Here is a 19,912-nt window from a genome sequence, read left to right on the forward strand (position 1 = left end):
CTGAGTATTATGCATGGTTATGAAATTTAAATTCGCCTAAATCACTTGTTTAAAAGCAATATTACACTGCCACTGATATTTTAATGCATTAGATAATAAATAAAGTGACTAATTATTCAGATTAATTTATTTTTTGAATATGTCTATTTTCCTACTTTTGAATAGGCTGGTATCCAGATGCTAATAATTATTAAACCAAGTACGCAAAAAAAACATAAAAAAAATTGCACTTGGTTATTAGAGCAGTGTCAAAAACGTCAAATTAGTTACACTGTTTTTTACACCACAGGACATTTTACTAATGATTGCCAAAAAATAACGTTTTTGGCTCAGTCACAAAAGCGCGTTGTTGTGCTCGGTGGTGATGGCAGCCTGCATTTGGCTGTAAACGCATTGATGGGATTGAGTTGCTCGTTGGCGTTATTGCCTCAGGGGACGGGTAATGATTTTGCACGCGGCTTTGGCTGTTCAAACTCAGCTTGGCGTAATGCTATTTTTAGTGAGCATCAAGTAAAAATCGATATTGGCCAAATAAATAGCCGTTACTTTATTAATATTGCGGGGGTTGGCTTTGATGCGCATGTAGTACAGGCATTGCAAACCAAGCCTGCATTATCCGCTTTAAGTTATAGTTTAGCTGGCTTTAAGTGTTTATTCGTTTATCAGCCTTCTCGCTTGGCTGGGAGTTTTGCAGGGCAGCAATGCGAATATGGTAATTTGATTACTGTATTTGCAAATCATCATTATTTTGGTGGGGGGTTGATGATAGCGCCAAAAGCACAATTGAATAGTGGCTATTTAGAGTGCTATCGCGTGCCTACGCGTGGTTTGTTAGGTAACCTCTACAGTTTTGTGCGCTTATTGCTACGTAAACACCACGGTATGAAAGAGCTCAACTACCAGCGCTTAGAAATTGCTTATATAAATACGCCTGATTTACCAATCGAAGCAGATGGTGAGCTGGTAGGCGTTACCCCTGCGGTGGTGACTATTCATCCGCTCGCGTTGCGTTTTTGTATGCCGCAATGTTAAATGACGAGTAATATGTTAGTAATAAAAAAGCGCCTAACAAGTAGGCGCTTTTGGCGTTAGTTGCGTATATACGCATTCTAACTGGGGATGGAGCGTTTATTAGCAAATGATGCTTTATTAGACTCAATAAACGCTTTAATTCTTTTTGTTGGAGTCAGTACAATAGCATTACCAAGCAGTACTAAACTAAAGCCGATAAACGTATTGGCTTGCCAACTAAAACCTTCAAATAATGTACTTAAAGTCACTGCAACTAATGGAAATAACACAATCACATAGCTGGCACGTTCTGGGCCGATATTTTTTAGTAGTGCAAAGTAACATGCAAATGCAATAACCGTCCCAAACACCGATAAATAAACTAATGAATACCAGTAGCTTGCTGGGGCCGACAGGCTAAAATCGGCACCGCTGATGATTACATATACAAATAAACCAATAGCGCTGTATAACATGCCCCATGCATTGCCCTGCATGACGCCAATACGTTGTTGAGAGTTACGTACGCTGATCATATTCCCTAATGAAGCCACAAAGGTGCCAGCTAAGGCAAGTAGCAAACCGACCAACGCCCCATTACTCAAGTCGAACTGCTGTAATTGTGGCCAAAACAGACTGATGATGCCCAATACCCCTATCAATGCACCCGTATAAATACGTTTAGCGATGGGTTTACCAAAAAATAATCGGGTATTTACAATGTTCATTAATAACAACATTGAAAAGGCGATTGATGCCATGGCTGACGTTAAATAATGTTGTGCCCAGTAAAGTACTAAGTAATTAAGGCCAAAGTTACACAGTGCTAGTAATACGAAAAAGCCATGATCGCGACGACTATAATTCATCGGTAATTTTTTAATATTCACCCATACCCACATTAGAATTGCAGCCAAACTAAAGCGATAAAATAGTGAAACTTCAACGGCGATATCGCCAAGTTGAAATTCGATTGCGAGCCAGGTAGAGCCCCAAATTAAAACGGTTAGTGCATAAAGCACGATACTTTTCATGGCCTTGGTCCATTATGTCGATTAAGTGTTTATTTTAAGATACTTCTGTATACTTAACATACACAGAAAACTATAAATGCAACCTATACAGATTGTACGGCTTTAAGGTGTCTACTATGTCGCTGGTGATCAGCAAAACCAACCATGACTTTTTATATCAGCAAGTAATGCAGCTGGTGCGTGAGCTGAGTGAGCAGGGGACACTATTACCAGGCGAAAAACTCCCCTCATTACGTAAAATGGCCACTAAGCTGAATGTCAGTATTCCGACGGTGAAATTGGCTTACCAATCACTTGAGGCACAAGGTTTGGTTGAAGCACGAGAAAAGTCAGGCTATTTTTTAAAAACGGCACATACCCAGTTAGCGCGGCCAAAGCGGGTTAAACTCAATCGTGAGCCAGTTTCGGTCAACATGCAGGTATTAATTGAGCAAGTGTATGATGCAATTCATCAAGCCGATGTCGTACCGTTTGGCATTGCTAATCCTGTTGCTGCCGCTCCAACTGATAAAATGCTAAGTCGTACGATGCGCCGGGTTATGTCGATTGCCGGCAGTCGCGCCATAAATTATGGTGCGATGGATGGTTTTGCACCATTGAAAAAGCAGTTAATCCATCGTTATTTAGATTTTGGCATTGGTGTTGACTCGCAAGAACTTGTGATCACCAACGGTGCTCAAGAAGCACTGGCGATCGCGCTAAAATGTGTCACTAAAGTAGGTGATGTGGTGGCGATCGAGTCACCTTGTTATTTTGGTATCATTGAATTGATCGAAAGCCTGGGCCTCAAGGCGCTCGAGATCCCGCTGTGTCCTGATGATGGGATCTGGCTTGATGATCTGAGCCAGGCTTTACATGATCACGATATTAAAGCCTGTGTGTTCTCTACTTCGATCAATAATCCTGTGGGTAGTTTTATGCCTGATCATAAGCGTAAACAATTAGTAGAGTTATTGGAATCTCAAGATGTGGTGCTAATTGAAGATGATGTGTATGGTGATTTACATTTTACCCCGCAGCGCGGTACACCCGCTCAGGCTTACTCAACAAAAGGGTTGGTATTAACCTGTGCATCGTTTTCTAAAACTGCGGCGCCGAGTTATCGTGTTGGCTGGTTGATTGCCGGAAAGTTTGCTGCCAAAGCGCGTCGCTATAAGCGTGCATTGAGTTGTTCTACTTCATTGATCAATCAATGGACGTTATATGAATTTATAGTTAGTGGTGATTATGATCGTAATATAAAACTACTGCGACAGCGTCTACGTTCTAATAAAGAACGAATGATCTGGTGTTTACAACAGGCCTTTCCGAGTACCGCTAGGATCAGCGATCCGCAAGGCGGATGTGTGATCTGGATTGATTTAGGTGCGGCTTACGATAGTGTAAAACTATTTCAACTGGCATTAGAAAGTGGCATTAGCATTACTCCTGGCTATATTTTTTCAGCCACTAATAAATATCGCAGTTGTATTCGATTAAGTTATGGTTTGCCATGGGGTGAAAAAATTGAACAAGCTATTATAAAGCTAGGTGAGTTAGTGCATTTAGCGAAGAAATAGCATGGCATAAAAAAGCAGCACCTTTAAAAAAGAGTGCTGCTAAAGGGATATCAAACTTTTAGCGTTTAGAACCTGAGTTCAAGTTAGTTATTTTGTTTATAACTAAATAATTGGTAGTCTTTCAATTCTGGAACTAGTTTAACTAATTGTTGCTCTTGATCAGCAATGGTTGAAAAATTACCGCACAGTGCATCAGCGCGTTTTTCAAGTTGGTTAGCTTGTTGCTCAACTTTGGCTTCAATTTCAGCTCCCATATTTTCCATGCGTTGTTCAAAGGCTTGCATATCGCCACCAGAGCCCATTAGTTCTGAACCTACAGCCATTAAAATACTACCCATCGATTGCATCATCGCAGCTTGTACAGCGCTTTCTATTTGCTCATCAAATTGGCTTTCAAAGTTTTCGCCAAATTGGCTAAAGCTTTGTTGGCCCATTACAAAAGCGCCTTGTTGGTAAAAGGTGTTTTGTACTTCTACCTGAATATCAGCCATTAATTCATTAATGCTATCTAGGCCATCGATATTAAATGCATTGGCGACTTCTTCAATGGCGACCCCGGCAATTTTAACGCCTTCAAGAGCAATGTTCGCGACTTCTGGTAATTGGCTACGCAGACTGTCTGAATAATTACTGATAGCTTGGTGTTGTTGACTGTTGAGTGTCAAAGTTTGGCCATCAATCATTAACTCGCCACTATTTATAAAAGTCATAGTGTGGTTATCAGCTGTAAAAATTTCTAATTCATTTGGCTTAATACGCACATCATTTTTAAATTCAACGTCACATGTGTCGCCGCTAAAAGAAATATTCGTCTCATTGTCATTGTGTGCCATTGCCCCTGTGGCAATGAATAAAGAACTTATTAATAGTAATTTTTTCATTTTTATTTCCTGCTAATTTGTTGATTATGACCAGTACGCATTTAACGTATTTAATACATATCAAGTTTAGTGCCAATAATTATTAGTAAATAAAAACAAAGGGTTAATTGTTTTTTACTATTTTTAAATTGTATTAGGATGTTATAAAAAAGCCATTTTTTAGTCATTTTGACTAATTTACATTGATACATAAAATATACTTATCGTTTCGATAAAAAACTCTCACTTTCCAGAACTCAAATTTAGCGCTATTTATTCACAATATCGACATAACACTATTTTAGAATCGCGTTATGGCTTTATTTTGGTGCTTTTTCATACGGTGAAATAGTGCTGAACATTTTTAATTTACCAATGATAGTGATAAAAATCCTTAATTGGTCTCAAACACTTTATGGAGTGGGTTGTGGGTAAGACATTTAGTTACGATGCGCTAGATGACGATTTTGTTGAAGACGAGTACGAAATGGTCGGGCGTAATCAACACGACAAGAATAAGCAAAAGGTTAAGAAAAAGTTGGAAGACTACCTTGAGCAAAAACGCTTGCGTAAAAACTTGGGCGATGATGACTTAGATGAGTATTTAAACGACTAAGAGATAATTTAAATAAAGAGGCAATTTGCCTCTTTATTGCTTTTAGAGTTTAGATATTACTGCTTTTAAGGGCTTTGATAATAGCACCTTCGATTTGCTGCGGTTTGGTAAATGGTGCAAAGCGTTTAATTGCCTCGCCGTCACGGCCAACTAAAAACTTAGTAAAATTCCATTTTATTTTGCGGGTTAAAAATCCAGGTAATGCTGATTTTAAATGCCTGAATACGGGGTGGGCGTTTTCGCCATTAACATCAATTTTACTCATCATCACAAAATCAACACCGTAGTTAATTAAACAACCTTGCGCTATTTCTTTTGCGCCGCCAGGCTCTTGTTTGCCGAATTGATTGCACGGAAAACCAATAATTACTAACCCTTGATCAGCGTATTTTGCATGTAATTGTTGTAAACCTTCGTACTGTGGAGTGAAGCCACATTTACTGGCAGTGTTGACAATTAACACAACTTTGCCTGCGAAATCTGAAAAATCAATGCTTTGGCCTTGCAAATTGCTGGCTGAAAGTTGATAGAAGTCGTTCATGTTGCTCTCTAGTTATTGTTGTTTGTTAAATTCTATCCTGAGTTGTGATAGACATACAGCTTAAATTATCATCACATTGCATAGACCATTTTATTTTAACTTGCATGATTAAAGCTTTTGAGTAAATGTTCAATCAATAATCGCACTCTGTATGGCATTAAATCTTTACGTGGATACACTAACCAAGAGGCATTGTCTGTTACCTGAAACTCATCAAGTAAGGTAATTAGTTGCCCGTTTTCAATATACTTATCAACAATATCAGTGGCTAAATGGGCAATGCCTAAGCCTGCTAATGTCGCAGATAATAGTGCGCGCGGATGGTTACTGCGCCAGTTGCCGGCAACTTTTACCTCTTTAATATCGCCGGCAAAATTAAATCGCCAACGTTTCCCCATGGCAATTAAGCAATTATGAGCGGTTAATTGTTGAGGCGTAGTTGGGGTTGGGTGATGTGCTAAATATTCTGGACTGGCAACGAGAGTCATGATTCGCGGGCTAAGTGGTCGTGCAATTAAGTTAGAGTCTTGCATGCGGCCAAAACGGATCGCTAAATCAAAACCTTCTTCAACTAAGTCGACATTACGATTGTTGAAGTCCATATCTACTTCGACCTCAGGGTAGCGTTTTACAAACTCAACAATTTTAGGTGCTACATGACATGCAACAAATTCACCAGCACCAGAAATTCTAATGACCCCTTTGGGTTTACGTTGCTCACCTTGCAGTTGATTATTAGCATCAATTAGCTCTTGTTTAATTGCTTTGAGCTTTACGGCATATTCGCGGCCGGCATCGGTGAGGCTTATTTTTCGGGTGGTACGTTGAAATAGCAATGAGCCTAAGCGGTTTTCAAGTTGCTGTACTTGGCGGCTTATATGGGAAGTTGATACTTCCATGACTTTGGCTGCTTTGGTAAAGCTGCCATGTTCAACCACATGTAAAAATTCATCAAGGCCATGCCACATAATTTAGTTCTCAAATATTAAGTAATTATAGTTTATACCATCTATTGTTGCAGCTGTGCAAAAGTGATTCTCTGAGCTTAGTCTTTAAATTAATGCTTAAATCCCTACAATTAGGTGGTCAGCAAATTTTAGCTCACACTAAATAATGAGCACCTCAAAGCAATGGAGCAAGCATGTTAAATTTCAGTTTTGCAAACCCAACCAAGATTCATTTTGGCGAACAGCAAATTGCCTTAATCAAAAATGAGATCCCGGCAGACGCAAAGGTACTTGTTACTTATGGCGGTGGCAGTATTAAAAGTAATGGTATTTATGATCAGGTGGCTGCGGCGTTAAGCGAACACACTTGGTTTGAATTTGCCGGTATTGAACCTAACCCAAGTTACCAAACATGTATGAAAGCCGTTGCTTTGGTTAAAGAAAAGCAAGTTGATTATATTCTTGCTGTAGGCGGTGGTTCGGTAATTGATGGTAGTAAATTTATTGCCGCAGCAGCTAATTATGACGGCGAGCCATGGGATATTCTAGCTAAAGGCGGTGAGGTAAAATCAGCAATAGCATTAGGTGTTGTATTGACTTTGCCAGCAACGGGTTCTGAATCAAATTCTTTTAGTGTGGTTTCAAACCTTGATAGCCACGATAAACTGCCTTTTGCGAGTCCATTAGTACAGCCACAATTTGCAGTACTCGACCCTGCGGTGACTTACTCATTACCAAAACGTCAAGTGGCAAACGGTATTGTTGATGCGTTTGTACATACCATGGAACAATACTTGACCTATGATGTAGGTGCAAAACTTCAAGATCGTTTCGCTGAAGGTATTTTAATGACCTTACTTGAAGAAGGACCGAAAGCGTTCAGTGAGCCAGATAATTACCAAGTACGCGCTAACATTATGTGGTCAGCAACCATGGCATTGAATGGTTTAATTGGTGCTGGTGTGCCACAAGATTGGTCAACGCATATGTTAGGCCATGAGATGACAGCGGTTTATGGTCTTGATCACGCACAAACCTTGGCAATTGTACTACCGCGCATGATGGCGGAGCAAAAAGACACTAAGCGCGGTAAAATCTTACAATACGCAGAGCGTGTTTTAGGCCTTGATATTAGCGATGAAGATACGGCTATTGAGCAAGCGATTGCAGCAACAGAAGCGTTTTTTCATAGTGTTAATATGCCAACGCGTTTAAGTGATTATAACTTAGGTGAAGAAGTCGCAGACAAAATTGTTGCGCAACTAGAGCGCCATGGGATGACGGCACTCGGTGAGCGAGAGCAAGTCACGCTTGATAAGAGTCGTGCAATTTTATTAGCCAGCGTTTAAGGCTACTTTTAGCGCATTACAAATGCGCTAATTTAAGATCAAAAATAAACCCATACCAACCAGTGTTGTGTAGTAAATGTTATGCGTTTTATATGCGACAATAATAGCTGCTATTGCCGCACTGAGGTATGGGTTTTGCCAATCTAAATTTATCCCCTCGTCTGTTACAAACACAATAGGTACCCAAATCGCGGTAAGTACCGCCGGTGCGCTAAAACTTAAAAACTGCTGCATTTTCGGGCCAACTTTAAATGGTAGGTCACGATGTAAAAATAAGTAACGGGTAAAAAAGGTAATACATGCCATAAGTAAAATAGTTGTTATCATCAATTATGCTCCAATTTACCTTGGATACGGCTAATAAGGTAACCGATAGTCATCGCCGATAGTGCCGCAGCTACTAACCATAATTCAAACCCCTGGCTTTTTAAAACGGTAGCCACAACACCAGCGCTTACAACCGTTGCCAATGTAGCTAGATTTTTAATACCAGGAATTACTAATGCAATAAAAGTTGCAGCAATAGCAAAGTCTAAGCCTAAATTAGTGAGATCAGGTAGCAGACTGCCCGCTACGATGCCAATTAATGTCCACAAGTTCCAAGTAATATAAAAGCTAAAGCCGGCACTGAGCGCGTAGATCAAGCGAGTTTTAGTTCGATAAGCTTTGCGATGATGGGAAAACGCAAACAGCTCATCAGTGAGTACAAAGCTTACCGGTAAGCGCCAGCGTAGCGACTGATCAATCACTTTATGACGCACCGCTAAGCCGTATAAAAAGTGCCGTGAGCTAATTATGAAGGTGGTGAATAAAATAGTTAATAAAGGCGTATTGCCAGCCATTAGCTCTATAGCGACTAGTTGGGCGGAACCGGCAAACACTAATAATGACATGGCTTGGGTTTCAAATGCGCTAAAGCCATTTTGAATTGCCAGTGAACCACATAAAATCCCCCAAGGGATCACTGCTAAACACAGTGGTAGCATATCTAAAAAGCCTTTTAGGAGTGCGCGTTTGGTGCTAAGTGTCATTAATATTATTCATTACGGTAATTAATGCCCTTAGTCTGCCATAGATCAATTAACCCTGAACAGCAAAGATGCTAAATTAACAAAAGTTTGAAATAATAAGCTTTTACGCAAAAGAGGTTAAGCATGCATAAAATTAAAGTATGGGATGGGTTTATTCGCAGTTTCCATTGGTTGTTAGTTATTGCAATTGCGGCGCTGTATTTTAGTGCTGAAGAAGGCATGATGGAATTACACTTTGTGGCTGGCTTTTTCACCTTAGCGCTACTAGTAACACGTCTTATTTGGGGCTTGATTGGTAGCAAAACAGCTAAGTTAAGTGCATTGTTTCATTCACCTAGCGCAGCACTAAAATCATTTAAACAAACAGATAATAAACCAGGCCATGGCGCAGCGGGCAGCTACATGGTGTTGGCATTTTTTATTTTATTACTGGCGCAGTTAGTAAGCGGCTTAATGACCACCGATGACATTTTGACAGATGGCCCATTAGTGCAGTATGTATCAAGTAATGTAGTTGAATGGGCCGGCTGGGTGCATCATAAGAACTTTGATTTATTGTTGTACGCGATTATTCTCCATATTGTGGCAATTGTAATTTATCGCATGAAAGGTAAAAATTTAGTCAAAGCAATGGTTACGGGCTATGCCGCTGAAAAAAATAATGATAGTAATGAAGAGCTAACAAAATCACCGTGGACTGCGATAATTATTCTTGTCGTTGTATTTGCGGCATTACTGATGACATGGGGCGCAGAGCCTGTGGCTTACTTGTTTAGTTAAACTGTTTAACAGATCAAAAACGGCGCTAATTTAGCGCCGTTTTAGTTTTAAGATGATCGCATTAAAGATTAGTCTTTAAATGATGTGTGGCAATCTTTACAGCCTTTAGCCCATGGGCCAAATGCTTTAGCAATTACTTTTTTATCGCCTGTTTTCGCGGCAACGGCTAGTTCGTCAGCATATTGTTGAAATGCTGCTGCTTTTTTCATAAAGGTTTCGTTATCGCTCCAAATAGCAGGTAATGCAGATGTGTCACCTTTATCACTGCCTGCAACGAATGCTTCCCATGGCATTTTTGATAATGCAGCAGCATTATTTGCACGATGCTTAAACTGTTCTGCGTCAAAAGGTACTTTGCCTTTTAGCATGTCACCCATATCACCAATTTGGACACGGATCATTGAAAATGCCGCTTGGCGGTACTCAATGGCGTCACTAGGCTCTTCAAATACAGAGTTTGCTGTTGCACCAAATGTTAGTGCACAAAGTGTTGCACCTAAAAATAATTGCTTTAACTTCATTCCTTTTGCCCCTTATATGTAATTCATTGCTTGTACAGTTGCTGTTGTATATCAGCAAGTCAGATTATTCAAGTATATTGCGGTTAAACTGAACTGTTATTGAATTATAAAACTAAGATTGTATCTTAATTATTGATATCAATATCAGCAAAGATCATTCCTCTGCGCATACTACGAGTAGCTAAAAACACCTCACCCAGTAAAGACATAAATGCACAAATAAGTAGTGCCATTGCGCCAACAAAACAACTGCCGATGGAAACACCTAAATTAACTGATTGAATATGAGACAAAAATAACAGCATGACCACGGCGCAAACAAGTACCGCACTTAATACACTTAAACTAAAGGCAATATGGATACAGCGAGAGCGTTTCAGCAGTGCTCGTAGCTCGGTTGTTAGCGATGAATTAAATTCTTCATCGGTACTTACCTTTAATTTTCGTTCAAGTTGACGAGCACGGTCGGTAATTCGAGCTAAGCGATTAGATAAAACCCCCAGCGTAGCAGCAATACCAGTAATTAAAAAAACTGGCGCAACGGCTGTTTGGATTACTTTTGCCATTGTTAGAATATTTATAACATCAGAGTTCATTGCTTTCCTTTTAGGTACATTGGTAGATTTTAATTATTCCGTTTACAAAGATTTACATTTATTTTTTTGATTGTTTTTTTATTTAAAACAGTCACTTAGTGTCAATTTGTTAATTTTCACATTGCTTTTTGTAATTTACATGTAATCGAATTGTTGTCATTTTGGGTGTTGAAGTTCTATATTAGTCTCGCACTTAATTTATGATCATCAATAAGTACAATAATACATAACATATCCCAGGGGAAATCATGTCTAAGAATCTAATAAAAAGAACGGCGGTTGCAACCGCTGTAACAAGCATCTTAGTTGCAGGTGCTGTAAATGCAAATACTATAAATAACAGCGCACTTAAGAATACTAGCTACACACCAGTATCACAGACCGATATTGTTAATAAAAATCAACCTTCAGCATACCTTGTTGTTTTAAAGGCAAAAACAGCAGCTGATATGATGGAGCAAGGCGCCTATAATGTTTCTGATGCTCGTCAAAGTTATGACCAAGTAGCAACGTTACAAAGCCAAGTTCAAGATAAGTTATTTACTCTTGATAGTAATGTAAAAGTACTTGGTTCTACTAAAATTTTGGCACCGACGTTAATTGTTCAAGCAAGTCAAGGTGCGCTAGATCGAATTGCAAAAGACTCACGCGTAGAGCGTGTTTTACCTATGTTTGATTACGACCTTCATGTTGCAGCAACCGCTGACTACATCAAAGCGTCGCCATTAGTAGTAAATGGTACAGTTACAGGTGCAACGCAAACTGTTGCAGTATTAGATACGGGTATTGATTATACTCACAAAATTTTTGGTGGTGAAGGAACCGTTGAAGCTTATGAGGCAGCTCAAGCAGATCCTACCACAGTAAATTGGCCACAAGGCCAAGTTATGGGTGGTTATGACTTCATTCGTAATGATGCTGATCCAATTGAAAATGATCCAGCCGCTCCTACAGAAGAAGATGCACCAACAAGCCATGGTACATCTGTATCTCACTCAGTAACAGGTATTGCACCAGCGGTGGAGCTATACGTGTATTCAGTGTGTGGCGGCGGTTGTCCAAGTGCAGCACAGGTTTCGGCATTAGAAGCCGCTATGGATCCAAATGGTGATGGTGATTCAGAAGATCGTGTTGATGTAATCAATATGTCTTTAGGTGGAGAGTTTGGTGACACATACATCGGTGGCGGTGCGCAGTTCTTAATTCAAAAAGCGGTTGAGGCTGGTGTAAACGTTGTTATTTCTGCTGGTAATGATGGCGATAACCCATTCCGTATTGGTGGCCCTTCTACAACTCCTAACGCATTATCTGTTGGCGCGATGACGCATCCTACAAATGATGTTGGCGTTGCAACAGGCACAATTGAAGGCGCAGAGACCACAATTCAGCCGTCAGGTTTTGGTCCACAAACTGCGTTTGTAATGACAGATGCCGATGCTGAAGTTGTTTACCCTGAAGAAAACCAAAATGGCTGCGAGGCATTCTCTGCTGAAACTGACTTTACTGGTAAAGCGGTAATTATTGACCGTGGTGCATGTAATTTCACGGCAAAAGTATTAAATGCTCAAGACCGTGGTGCTAAGTTTGTATTTATAGCAAACAATACTGATGATGGCACGCCTGCTCCAATGGGTGGCTTTGATGCTGCAGTAACAATTCCTAATGTTGGCATTAACTTTGCTGCAGGTGCAGCAATGAAAGCTGCTTTAGCGGCCGGTGAAATGCCAACATATACCATAACGATTGAGCGTAAAGTGACTGCGGGTGCAGTTGCATCATTCTCATCTCGTGGTCCATCAATGGATGGTTTATTAAAACCTGAAATTACAGCGCCAGGTACTGATATTATGGTAGCGGCAACTGGTACACAAGATCAGCTAGCTCCAGCAACAGGTACTTCGTTCTCAGGTCCGATTACTGCCGGTGCTGTTGCATTAGTTCGTGAAGCGCATCCAGAGCGTAATGCGTTTGAAATAAAAGCGACAATCATGAATGCGGCTGACTTAAACGTAACCGTAGATCCTATTAGTATTAACCCAGATTCACCACTTGCACCAATTAGTTTAATCGGTGCAGGCTTAGTGGATGTTGAAAAGGCGGTTAATTTACCTGTCGCAGCATGGGTTGAAGATGATGAGTATGAAACTAAACAGGCTGCGTTATCATTCGGTTTAGAACGCATGACAGAAACAACCAGCTTTACAAAAACAGTGACGCTGAAAAACTTCTCTGATGCAGACAAAACATATGACCTTCGTATTGAAGAGCGTTATATGAATGATGTGGATACAGGTGCTGTTAGCTTTGATATTCCACGTAGTGTAACTGTTGCGGCAAATACGGTAACAACATTCGAAGTAACCATGACAGTTGATCCATCTAAACTTCATGAGTGGACATTAGAAAACCCATTTAGCCAAGATGATCTAGCTGCTCGTAGTCCGTCACTGACAATGGCTGAATTTGATGGCGCATTGGTATTTGATGATACTTCAACAGCCGATACGGATCACGACTTACACATTGTTTATCATGCATTACCTAAGGCCGGTGCTGAGTTAGAATTCTCTTTTGAAGATATCGATGGTTCTACGCAGTTAGTTGTTGAGAACGTTGGTGCGCTGGCTGTAGAGCCAACATCTGAGCAGGTCGTTGCATCTAGCCCTGAAAATGCTGAGATAGATTTTGACATTCTTAGCACTACATTTGCTGCTTATGCATCTGAAACATGTGATTCTGGAGTGTTTATTACCTCTTCAATTCAATTACGAGATGAAATTACCCATATGCGTCAAGTCGGTGTTCGTATGAATCTCGATATTGATAATGACGGTGTTTATGATCACTTTATGATGAATCTTAATGATGTTGGCCGTGATGCTGCAATACCTGGACGCAGCCGTACATTAATTGGTGAAATCGATGCGGCGGGTGAGGATGTATGGCAATGGGGTACACCTATGTATCATGCTGCTGGCGAAGATACAGTGACCTTCTCTGGATGTAGTAATCTGTTAGGATTAGATGCAAACATGCTGGGAGGAACAATTAATATTGCAGCTTCAGTTGGTTACCCAAGTTATCAGGCTGGTGTATTCTTCGAAACAGATAGTGCAGCTGGTTCTACTGTGTTTACAGCGAACCCTGCAGTAACAATGTATGCGACTGATAGCGTAGATAATGCAATCACTAAACTAGAGCCAGGTCAAAAAGCTGTTGTTAAATCTAGCGGTGCGTTTGCTCTTACATCACCTGCAGGAACGAAAGTTTATTTATCTGCGCCACGAGATATTCCTGGTGCACCTAAAGTACCTAACTTAGTAATTGAAGATTTTGCAATCGACGAAACAATGCTTACTGGTTTAACCATTGGCACAATCAAACTCGATGCTGAGGCAGCACTTGATATTGCTTATTTTGAAACTTTGAGTATGTCTGCTCCGGGTCTTATTGTTGATGCTGATACTGGTGATATCATTGTTGATAACACTGATTTAATTGACTCAGAAGCTGGTCTTAAAGAAATTACAATCACAGTAAAAGCTGTTGACGTTATTGGTACTGAGTCTGCACCAGTAACATTTACAGTAACAATCAATAACGTAGCTGATGAACTTCCGGTTGTTGCTGAAGGTCAAAAATTCAACGTGATTGAATCTGCAGCTGAAGGTACTGTTATTGGTAAACTAGCAGCGGAGCTTTTCGAAAGTTCAGCAACGATGATTGTTTCAGGCAGTGTTAAAGGTTCTGACGTAATTGCAATTAATGAAATGGGTGAATTAGTCGTTACTGGTAGCCTAAATCATTATGCAATGCCAACACTTGAGTTAGAAGTTACGCTAACTGATGATAGCGGTTTAGAGTCTGCACCTGTTACTGTAATGCTTAACGTGGAAATTGATCCTAATTCACATGCACCGATGATTGAGATGAATCAACGTTTCAGAATTGATGAAAATGTTGCTTTAGGAACAACTATTGGTACTCTTGCATTCTCTGACCCTGATTCTGATGTGTCACCAGTTGAACGCTTTATTGTATCAGGTAGCCATTTAGTTTCAGTAAATCCAGATGGAACAATTGTTACTGCTGGCGAAATTGATTACGAATTTGACCGTGAAATCGTATTCAGTGTTCAAGCTGAAGATAGCAAAGGTTATGTGTCTAAAGCCGTGAGTGTTGTTGTTGGTGTTAACAATCTACGTGCGAACGATGATGACGACAATGACAACTCTGGTTCTCTAGCATGGTTAACGCTGCTTGTAGCACCGTTTGCATTTATGCGTCGCCGTAAACAAAAGTAGTAATATAGCCTCTAAAGGCATATAGCTTTAGTGAAAATACCGCCATTGGGCGGTATTTTTTTTGTTTTAAATTTATTGTGATTACCTAAAACGGTTACACTTTTTGTTTCAATGTTGTTTTTTTGTTTCTTGCTGGTGTAGTATTCGGGACTTAATGTTTCTTTTTGGGGACATTTAATAACAATAATCTCATCAGAGGAATTTATGTCTAACAAGTTAATAACAAAAACAGCCTTATCAATTGCAGTATCATCAGCGCTAATGGCGGCATCGGTAAATGCACAAACAGTGCAAACAGCACACAGTATTACCGCTCTCAATAATTTCTCTACAGCTACATTTAATGAAACCGAAGTTAAAGAACAGTTACCATCAGCTCATATGATTGTGCTAAGAGCGACAACCGCCGCCGATCTAATGGCGCAAGGTATTTATCAAATAGGTGACAGCCGTGCAACCATTGCACAAATTGAGCAAGTGCAAAGTGAAGTGACAATTGAACTAAGTAGTCTAGATTTTGGTACAAAAGTAATCGGCCAAACTAAAGTGCTGGCGCCTACTTTGATTGTACAAGCAAGCCCTGAGGCGTTAGAAAAAATTGCCCGTGACTACCGAGTTGAGAAAGTGCTGCCAATGTATGATTATGAATTACATGTCGCCGCATCTGCAGATTATTTAAAAGCTTCACCATTGGTTGCAAATGGGGTTGTAACAGGTAAAGGTCAAACGGTAGCGGTACTGGATACAGGTGTTGACTACACGCACAACGTTTTTGGTGGTGCGGGTACCGTAGAGGCGTATGACGCAGCTCAAGCTGATCCTACTTCTGTAGCTTGGCCGCAAGGCATCGTACATGGTGGCTACGACTTTATTCGTGACGATGCTGATCCAATTGAACATGATCCTGTAGTCGTGATCCCCGATGTTGATGAACCGACCAGTCATGGTACGTCTGTTTCTCACTCTGTTACTGGAATTGCTCCTGAAGTAGAGTTATATGTGTACTCAGTGTGTGGTGGTGGTTGTCCAAGTGCAGCACAAGCATCAGCATTAGAAGCGGCAATGGATCCTAATGGTGATGGCGATATCTCTGACCGCGTAGATGTTATTAATATGTCTTTAGGTGGCGAGTTTGGTGGCACTGAAACTGACGGAGGTACTCAATACTTAATTCAAAAAGCGGTTGATTTAGGTGTAAATGTTGTTATCTCAGCAGGCAATGATGGCGATCATCCTTTTCGTATTGGGGGACCAAGTACCACGCCAAACGCACTTGCAGTTGGTGCGATGACGCATCCAACATTAGATATTGGGATTGCTTCAGGTACCGTACTTGGAGAAGAGGTTGTTTTTCAAGTTTCAGGTTTTGGTCCGCAAACCGCATTTGCTATGGCAGATACCGATGCTGAACTTGTTTACCCAACCGCAAATCAAAATGGCTGTGAAGTATTTTCAGAAGACACCGATTTTAATAATAAAGCGGTGCTTATAGATCGTGGTGTATGTAATTTCACGAAAAAAGTACTGCATGCACAACAGCGCGGCGCATCGTTTGTATTTATTGCAAATAACGAAGATGACGGTACTCCTGCTTCAATGGGTGGATTTGATGCCACGGTTACTATCCCAAATATTGGCATTACTTATGCTGCCGGGGCAGCGATAAAAGCGGAGCTTAAAGCATCAGGCAAAGCTGCATATAGCTTAGTTGTTGAGCGTAAAGTAACATCAGGTGCTGTGGCAACCTTTTCATCGCGCGGTCCATCAATGGATGGTTTATTAAAACCTGAAATCACAGCGCCAGGTACAAGCATTATGGTTGCAGCAACTGGTACGCAAGATCAACTAGCTCCAGCCTCAGGTACATCCTTTTCAGGACCGATTACTGCCGGTGCGGTTGCGTTAGTACGCGCAGCACACCCACAGCGTAATGCCTTTGAAATTAAAGCAACATTAATGAATACGGCAGATCTAAATGTGACTAATGAGCCGCTTAGCACAAATCCAGATTCTGAATTAGCACCAATTAGTATGATTGGTGCTGGTTTAGTTAACGTTGAAAAAGCGGTTAATCTGCCTGTTGTAGCATGGGTTGATAATACCGAGTTTAAAACTAAACAAGCGGCATTATCGTTTGGCTTAGAAAACTTTACTGGCGTTAGGTCAATCAGCAAAACAGTCACCGTGAAAAATTTCTCGACACAAGAAAAAACCTACAAATTACGGACTGAAGCACGTTACGCAAATGATAAAAACAGTGGCGCAATCAGTTGGGATATTCCAGCCAGCGTAACAATTCCCGCAGGTCAAACTACAGAGTTTGATGTAACGCTAACTGTTGATCCCAGTAAATTGCATCAGTGGAAACTGGAAAACCCATTTGATGCCGAATCGGTAGCTGCACGAAGCGCCGCATTAACGCTCGCAGAGTTTGACGGCGCCTTAGTGTTTGACGATGTGGATGACACTGATTCAGATTATGCGCTACATGTTGTTTACCATGCGCTACCAAAAGCGGCTAGTGAATTAAGTATTGCTCCGGAAGTGGTTGGTAATGAGATGCAACTTATCGTTGAGAATACTGGGGCAACAACAGTTTCAACAATGACAGAAAATATTGTTGCAACTGGTAAAGTTAAGTCAGCAGCAGAGGCACCGTTCAATATTCTTGCAACTACATTCAATGCAATAGCAGCTGAAGGATGTGAATCTGGTGTATTAGTTACAGCATCGATTCAGTTACGTGATGAGATCACTCATGTATTCCAAGCAGGTTATCGTTTAGATATAGACACCAACAACGATGGTGCCTATGACTTCCTTATGCAGAACTACAATGACCGAGGTCGTAAAACGACTTCGCCAGGGCGTTCACGTACTGTTATTGGTACTATCGATGACGCTGGCGCAGAAACGCTTCGGTTTTTGACACCGTTATATCAATCAGCCGGTGCAGATACTATTACCTTCTCGGTATGTAGCAGCACACTTGGGTTAACACGTGATAATTTAGGTGATCCGTTAAATATTAAGGCATCTGTAGGCTATCCATCTTATGGTGGCGGCGTGTACTTTGAAACAGATAGTCTAGTTGGCGCTACGACCTTTAGTTCTTCAGCGTCAGTGAGTTTAACTGCGGTGGATGGCAGTGATACAGTCGTAAATCAACTTGCGCCAGGTGAAAAAGCGATTGTGAATGCTAGTGCGCCATTTGCTTTTACAGCATCGTCATTACAAGATGTACTGAAACTAGTGACTGCTGAAGACTTAGTGTTACCAAAAACGCAGGCTCCTAAGCTTGCAAATGCATCATTTGATGTTGTTGAAAATGCGGAAAACGGCCATCTCGTTGGCACCTTGAGTGTTGTGGAATCAGATAGAGATTTAGCGATTGCTGAGTTTTATGTGCAATCGCAAACTCATCAAGGCTTTAGTGTTGATAATAAAGGGCAAATTCTTGTATCAAACAGCGAGTTAGTTGATTTTGAAGTTGGTAAGCACATCGCTGAACTAGTCGTTGTTGCCATCGATACTTTGGGAAATACATCAGAGCCAGCTGTTATTACTATTAACATTACCAATGTTGCAGATGAAGCGAGCGAAGTAACCCCAATTATAAATTCTGGCCAAGTATTCTCTGTTGCAGAAAACACCCCAGTAGCTACCGCATTTGCTCAATTAGCTTTCACAGATCCAGATAACAGTTCAATCACTATGTTTACTGTAGCGGGAAGTGATGCAATCACGATTGATAATACGGGGATGCTAACCGTTGCTCAACTACTTAATTTTGAAGAGCAAAGTACTATTACGTTAGAGATAGTCGCAATTGATGAAGATGGTCATCAGTCAGCTGCTGAAACTGTGACGATTAACGTGTTAAATGTCGCTGATGAAGGAGCAGAAGTTGCGCCAATTATCGAAGCCGGGCAAACTTTTAAAGTGCAAGAAAATGCAGTGGTAGGCACTGTGATTGGTCAAATACGTGCTATTGATCCAGATACAGCAGTAACACCAATTGTAAGCTACACAGTTGCAGGTCATAACGGTATTGCAATTGATGAACTTGGCCAAATCACAGTGGCGGGTGACGTTGATTATGATGCAACACCTGAGATAAAGCTGATGGTTAGCGCAACGGATAGTGCTGGTAATCAATCTGCAGCTGTTGAAGTAACAATCACTGTAGCGCAAGACGCATTAGAAAACACGCCAGTTATTGCTGATAATCAACGCTTTAGTGTTGATGAAAATACAGCGCTTGGCACTGTGATTGGTAAACTTAACTTTAGTGATCCAGATGCTGATGTAAGTCCTGTTACTAAGTTTATTGTGTCAGGCACTGACTTAGTCACTGTTAATGCTGCGGGTGAAATTGTTGTTGTAGGTAGTATTGATTATGAATATGAGCGTAACTTTACATTTAGTGTTATCGCTGTTGATAGTGCGGGTAATAACTCTAAAGCTGTTGATGTTGAAGTACGAGTAAAGAATATTGTGGGCAAAGATGACGATAATAATGACGGTGACAGCGGTTCACTAGCATGGTTAACATTGCTTATTGCACCATTTGCATTTGTGCGCCGCCGAAAACAAAAGTAATTAATTGTTTAGTTAGTCATTTTAATTATCAGTGATTAACGAGCAAAGTTAATCAAACAAAGGGAGCTTAGGCTCCCTTTTTACATTGCTTTACAAACTAATATAGGTAATCAACAGCTAGTTAGATATATTGCTAGTAGTGGAATAATAATAACTCTAGG

15 protein-coding genes are annotated in these 19,912 nt (G+C 40.6%); 7 read left to right on the forward strand and 8 right to left on the reverse strand.

What is annotated here, in order from left to right; translation table 11 throughout:
• The first annotated feature begins 177 nt into the window (after positions 1-177).
• On the forward strand, positions 178-1,032 hold the full coding sequence (locus tag H5162_RS07090) for a diacylglycerol kinase family protein (protein WP_220493048.1): 855 nt from the start codon (positions 178-180) through the stop codon (positions 1,030-1,032).
• A 77-nt stretch (positions 1,033-1,109) separates the two neighbouring features.
• Here the strand turns inward: H5162_RS07090 and H5162_RS07095 are convergent, their stop codons facing one another.
• Complete coding sequence (locus H5162_RS07095; protein WP_145240025.1) at positions 1,110-2,045, reverse strand: DMT family transporter; 936 nt, start codon at positions 2,043-2,045, stop codon at positions 1,110-1,112.
• 116 nt (positions 2,046-2,161) lie between these two features.
• Between H5162_RS07095 and H5162_RS07100 the strand changes: the two genes are divergently transcribed.
• Positions 2,162-3,604: a PLP-dependent aminotransferase family protein gene (locus H5162_RS07100; protein ID WP_145240023.1), complete on the forward strand. Its 1,443-nt coding sequence runs from the start codon at positions 2,162-2,164 to the stop codon at positions 3,602-3,604.
• An 83-nt stretch (positions 3,605-3,687) separates the two neighbouring features.
• On the opposite strand, the gene H5162_RS07105 is transcribed toward H5162_RS07100, so the two are convergent.
• On the reverse strand, positions 3,688-4,485 hold the full coding sequence (locus tag H5162_RS07105; protein WP_145240021.1) for a YggN family protein: 798 nt from the start codon (positions 4,483-4,485) through the stop codon (positions 3,688-3,690).
• A gap of 406 nt (positions 4,486-4,891) precedes the next feature.
• Here H5162_RS07105 and H5162_RS07110 point away from each other — a divergent pair, with 406 nt between their 5' ends.
• Positions 4,892-5,080 (forward strand): PA3496 family putative envelope integrity protein, encoded by a 189-nt coding sequence (locus H5162_RS07110; RefSeq protein WP_145240019.1) that lies wholly within the window; start codon positions 4,892-4,894, stop codon positions 5,078-5,080.
• A 49-nt stretch (positions 5,081-5,129) separates the two neighbouring features.
• On the opposite strand, the gene H5162_RS07115 is transcribed toward H5162_RS07110, so the two are convergent.
• Positions 5,130-5,621 carry a glutathione peroxidase gene (locus H5162_RS07115; protein ID WP_145240017.1) on the reverse strand — a complete coding sequence of 164 codons (492 nt, stop codon included), beginning with the start codon at positions 5,619-5,621 and terminating at the stop codon, positions 5,130-5,132.
• Between the two features lie 95 nt (positions 5,622-5,716).
• Entirely contained in the window at positions 5,717-6,589 is an 873-nt protein-coding gene (locus H5162_RS07120) for a LysR family transcriptional regulator (protein ID WP_182730733.1), read from the reverse strand.
• Between the two features lie 173 nt (positions 6,590-6,762).
• On the opposite strand from H5162_RS07120, the gene H5162_RS07125 reads away from it, so the two are divergent.
• Positions 6,763-7,917: an iron-containing alcohol dehydrogenase gene (locus tag H5162_RS07125; RefSeq protein ID WP_145240013.1), complete on the forward strand. Its 1,155-nt coding sequence runs from the start codon at positions 6,763-6,765 to the stop codon at positions 7,915-7,917.
• A gap of 27 nt (positions 7,918-7,944) precedes the next feature.
• Here the strand turns inward: H5162_RS07125 and H5162_RS07130 are convergent, their stop codons facing one another.
• Positions 7,945-8,244: an AzlD domain-containing protein gene (locus H5162_RS07130; RefSeq protein WP_145240011.1), complete on the reverse strand. Its 300-nt coding sequence runs from the start codon at positions 8,242-8,244 to the stop codon at positions 7,945-7,947.
• A complete protein-coding gene (locus tag H5162_RS07135; RefSeq protein ID WP_145240009.1) occupies positions 8,244-8,948 on the reverse strand; it encodes an AzlC family ABC transporter permease in 705 nt (234 codons plus the stop codon). Before H5162_RS07135 ends, H5162_RS07130 begins: the two co-directional genes overlap by 1 nt.
• 123 nt (positions 8,949-9,071) lie before the next feature.
• On the opposite strand from H5162_RS07135, the gene H5162_RS07140 reads away from it, so the two are divergent.
• A complete protein-coding gene (locus H5162_RS07140; protein ID WP_182730734.1) occupies positions 9,072-9,728 on the forward strand; it encodes a cytochrome b/b6 domain-containing protein in 657 nt (218 codons plus the stop codon).
• Positions 9,729-9,796: 68 nt separating this feature from the next.
• Here the strand turns inward: H5162_RS07140 and H5162_RS07145 are convergent, their stop codons facing one another.
• Entirely contained in the window at positions 9,797-10,249 is a 453-nt protein-coding gene (locus H5162_RS07145; RefSeq protein WP_182778056.1) for a cytochrome c, read from the reverse strand.
• A 125-nt stretch (positions 10,250-10,374) separates the two neighbouring features.
• The gene (locus tag H5162_RS07150) at positions 10,375-10,845 is read right to left on the reverse strand and encodes a DUF2721 domain-containing protein (RefSeq protein WP_145240002.1); all 471 of its coding nucleotides are present in this window, start codon (positions 10,843-10,845) and stop codon (positions 10,375-10,377) included.
• 248 nt (positions 10,846-11,093) lie between these two features.
• On the opposite strand from H5162_RS07150, the gene H5162_RS07155 reads away from it, so the two are divergent.
• Both H5162_RS07155 and H5162_RS07160 read left to right on the forward strand, forming a co-directional pair.
• The gene (locus H5162_RS07155) at positions 11,094-15,149 is read left to right on the forward strand and encodes a S8 family serine peptidase (RefSeq protein WP_145240000.1); all 4,056 of its coding nucleotides are present in this window, start codon (positions 11,094-11,096) and stop codon (positions 15,147-15,149) included.
• A gap of 204 nt (positions 15,150-15,353) precedes the next feature.
• Positions 15,354-19,751: a S8 family serine peptidase gene (locus tag H5162_RS07160; RefSeq protein WP_182778058.1), complete on the forward strand. Its 4,398-nt coding sequence runs from the start codon at positions 15,354-15,356 to the stop codon at positions 19,749-19,751.
• Positions 19,752-19,912 lie beyond the last annotated feature (161 nt).

The sequence above is a fragment of the Pseudoalteromonas sp. SR41-8 genome (genome assembly GCF_014163915.1).
Lineage (GTDB): Bacteria > Pseudomonadota > Gammaproteobacteria > Enterobacterales > Alteromonadaceae > Pseudoalteromonas > Pseudoalteromonas rhizosphaerae.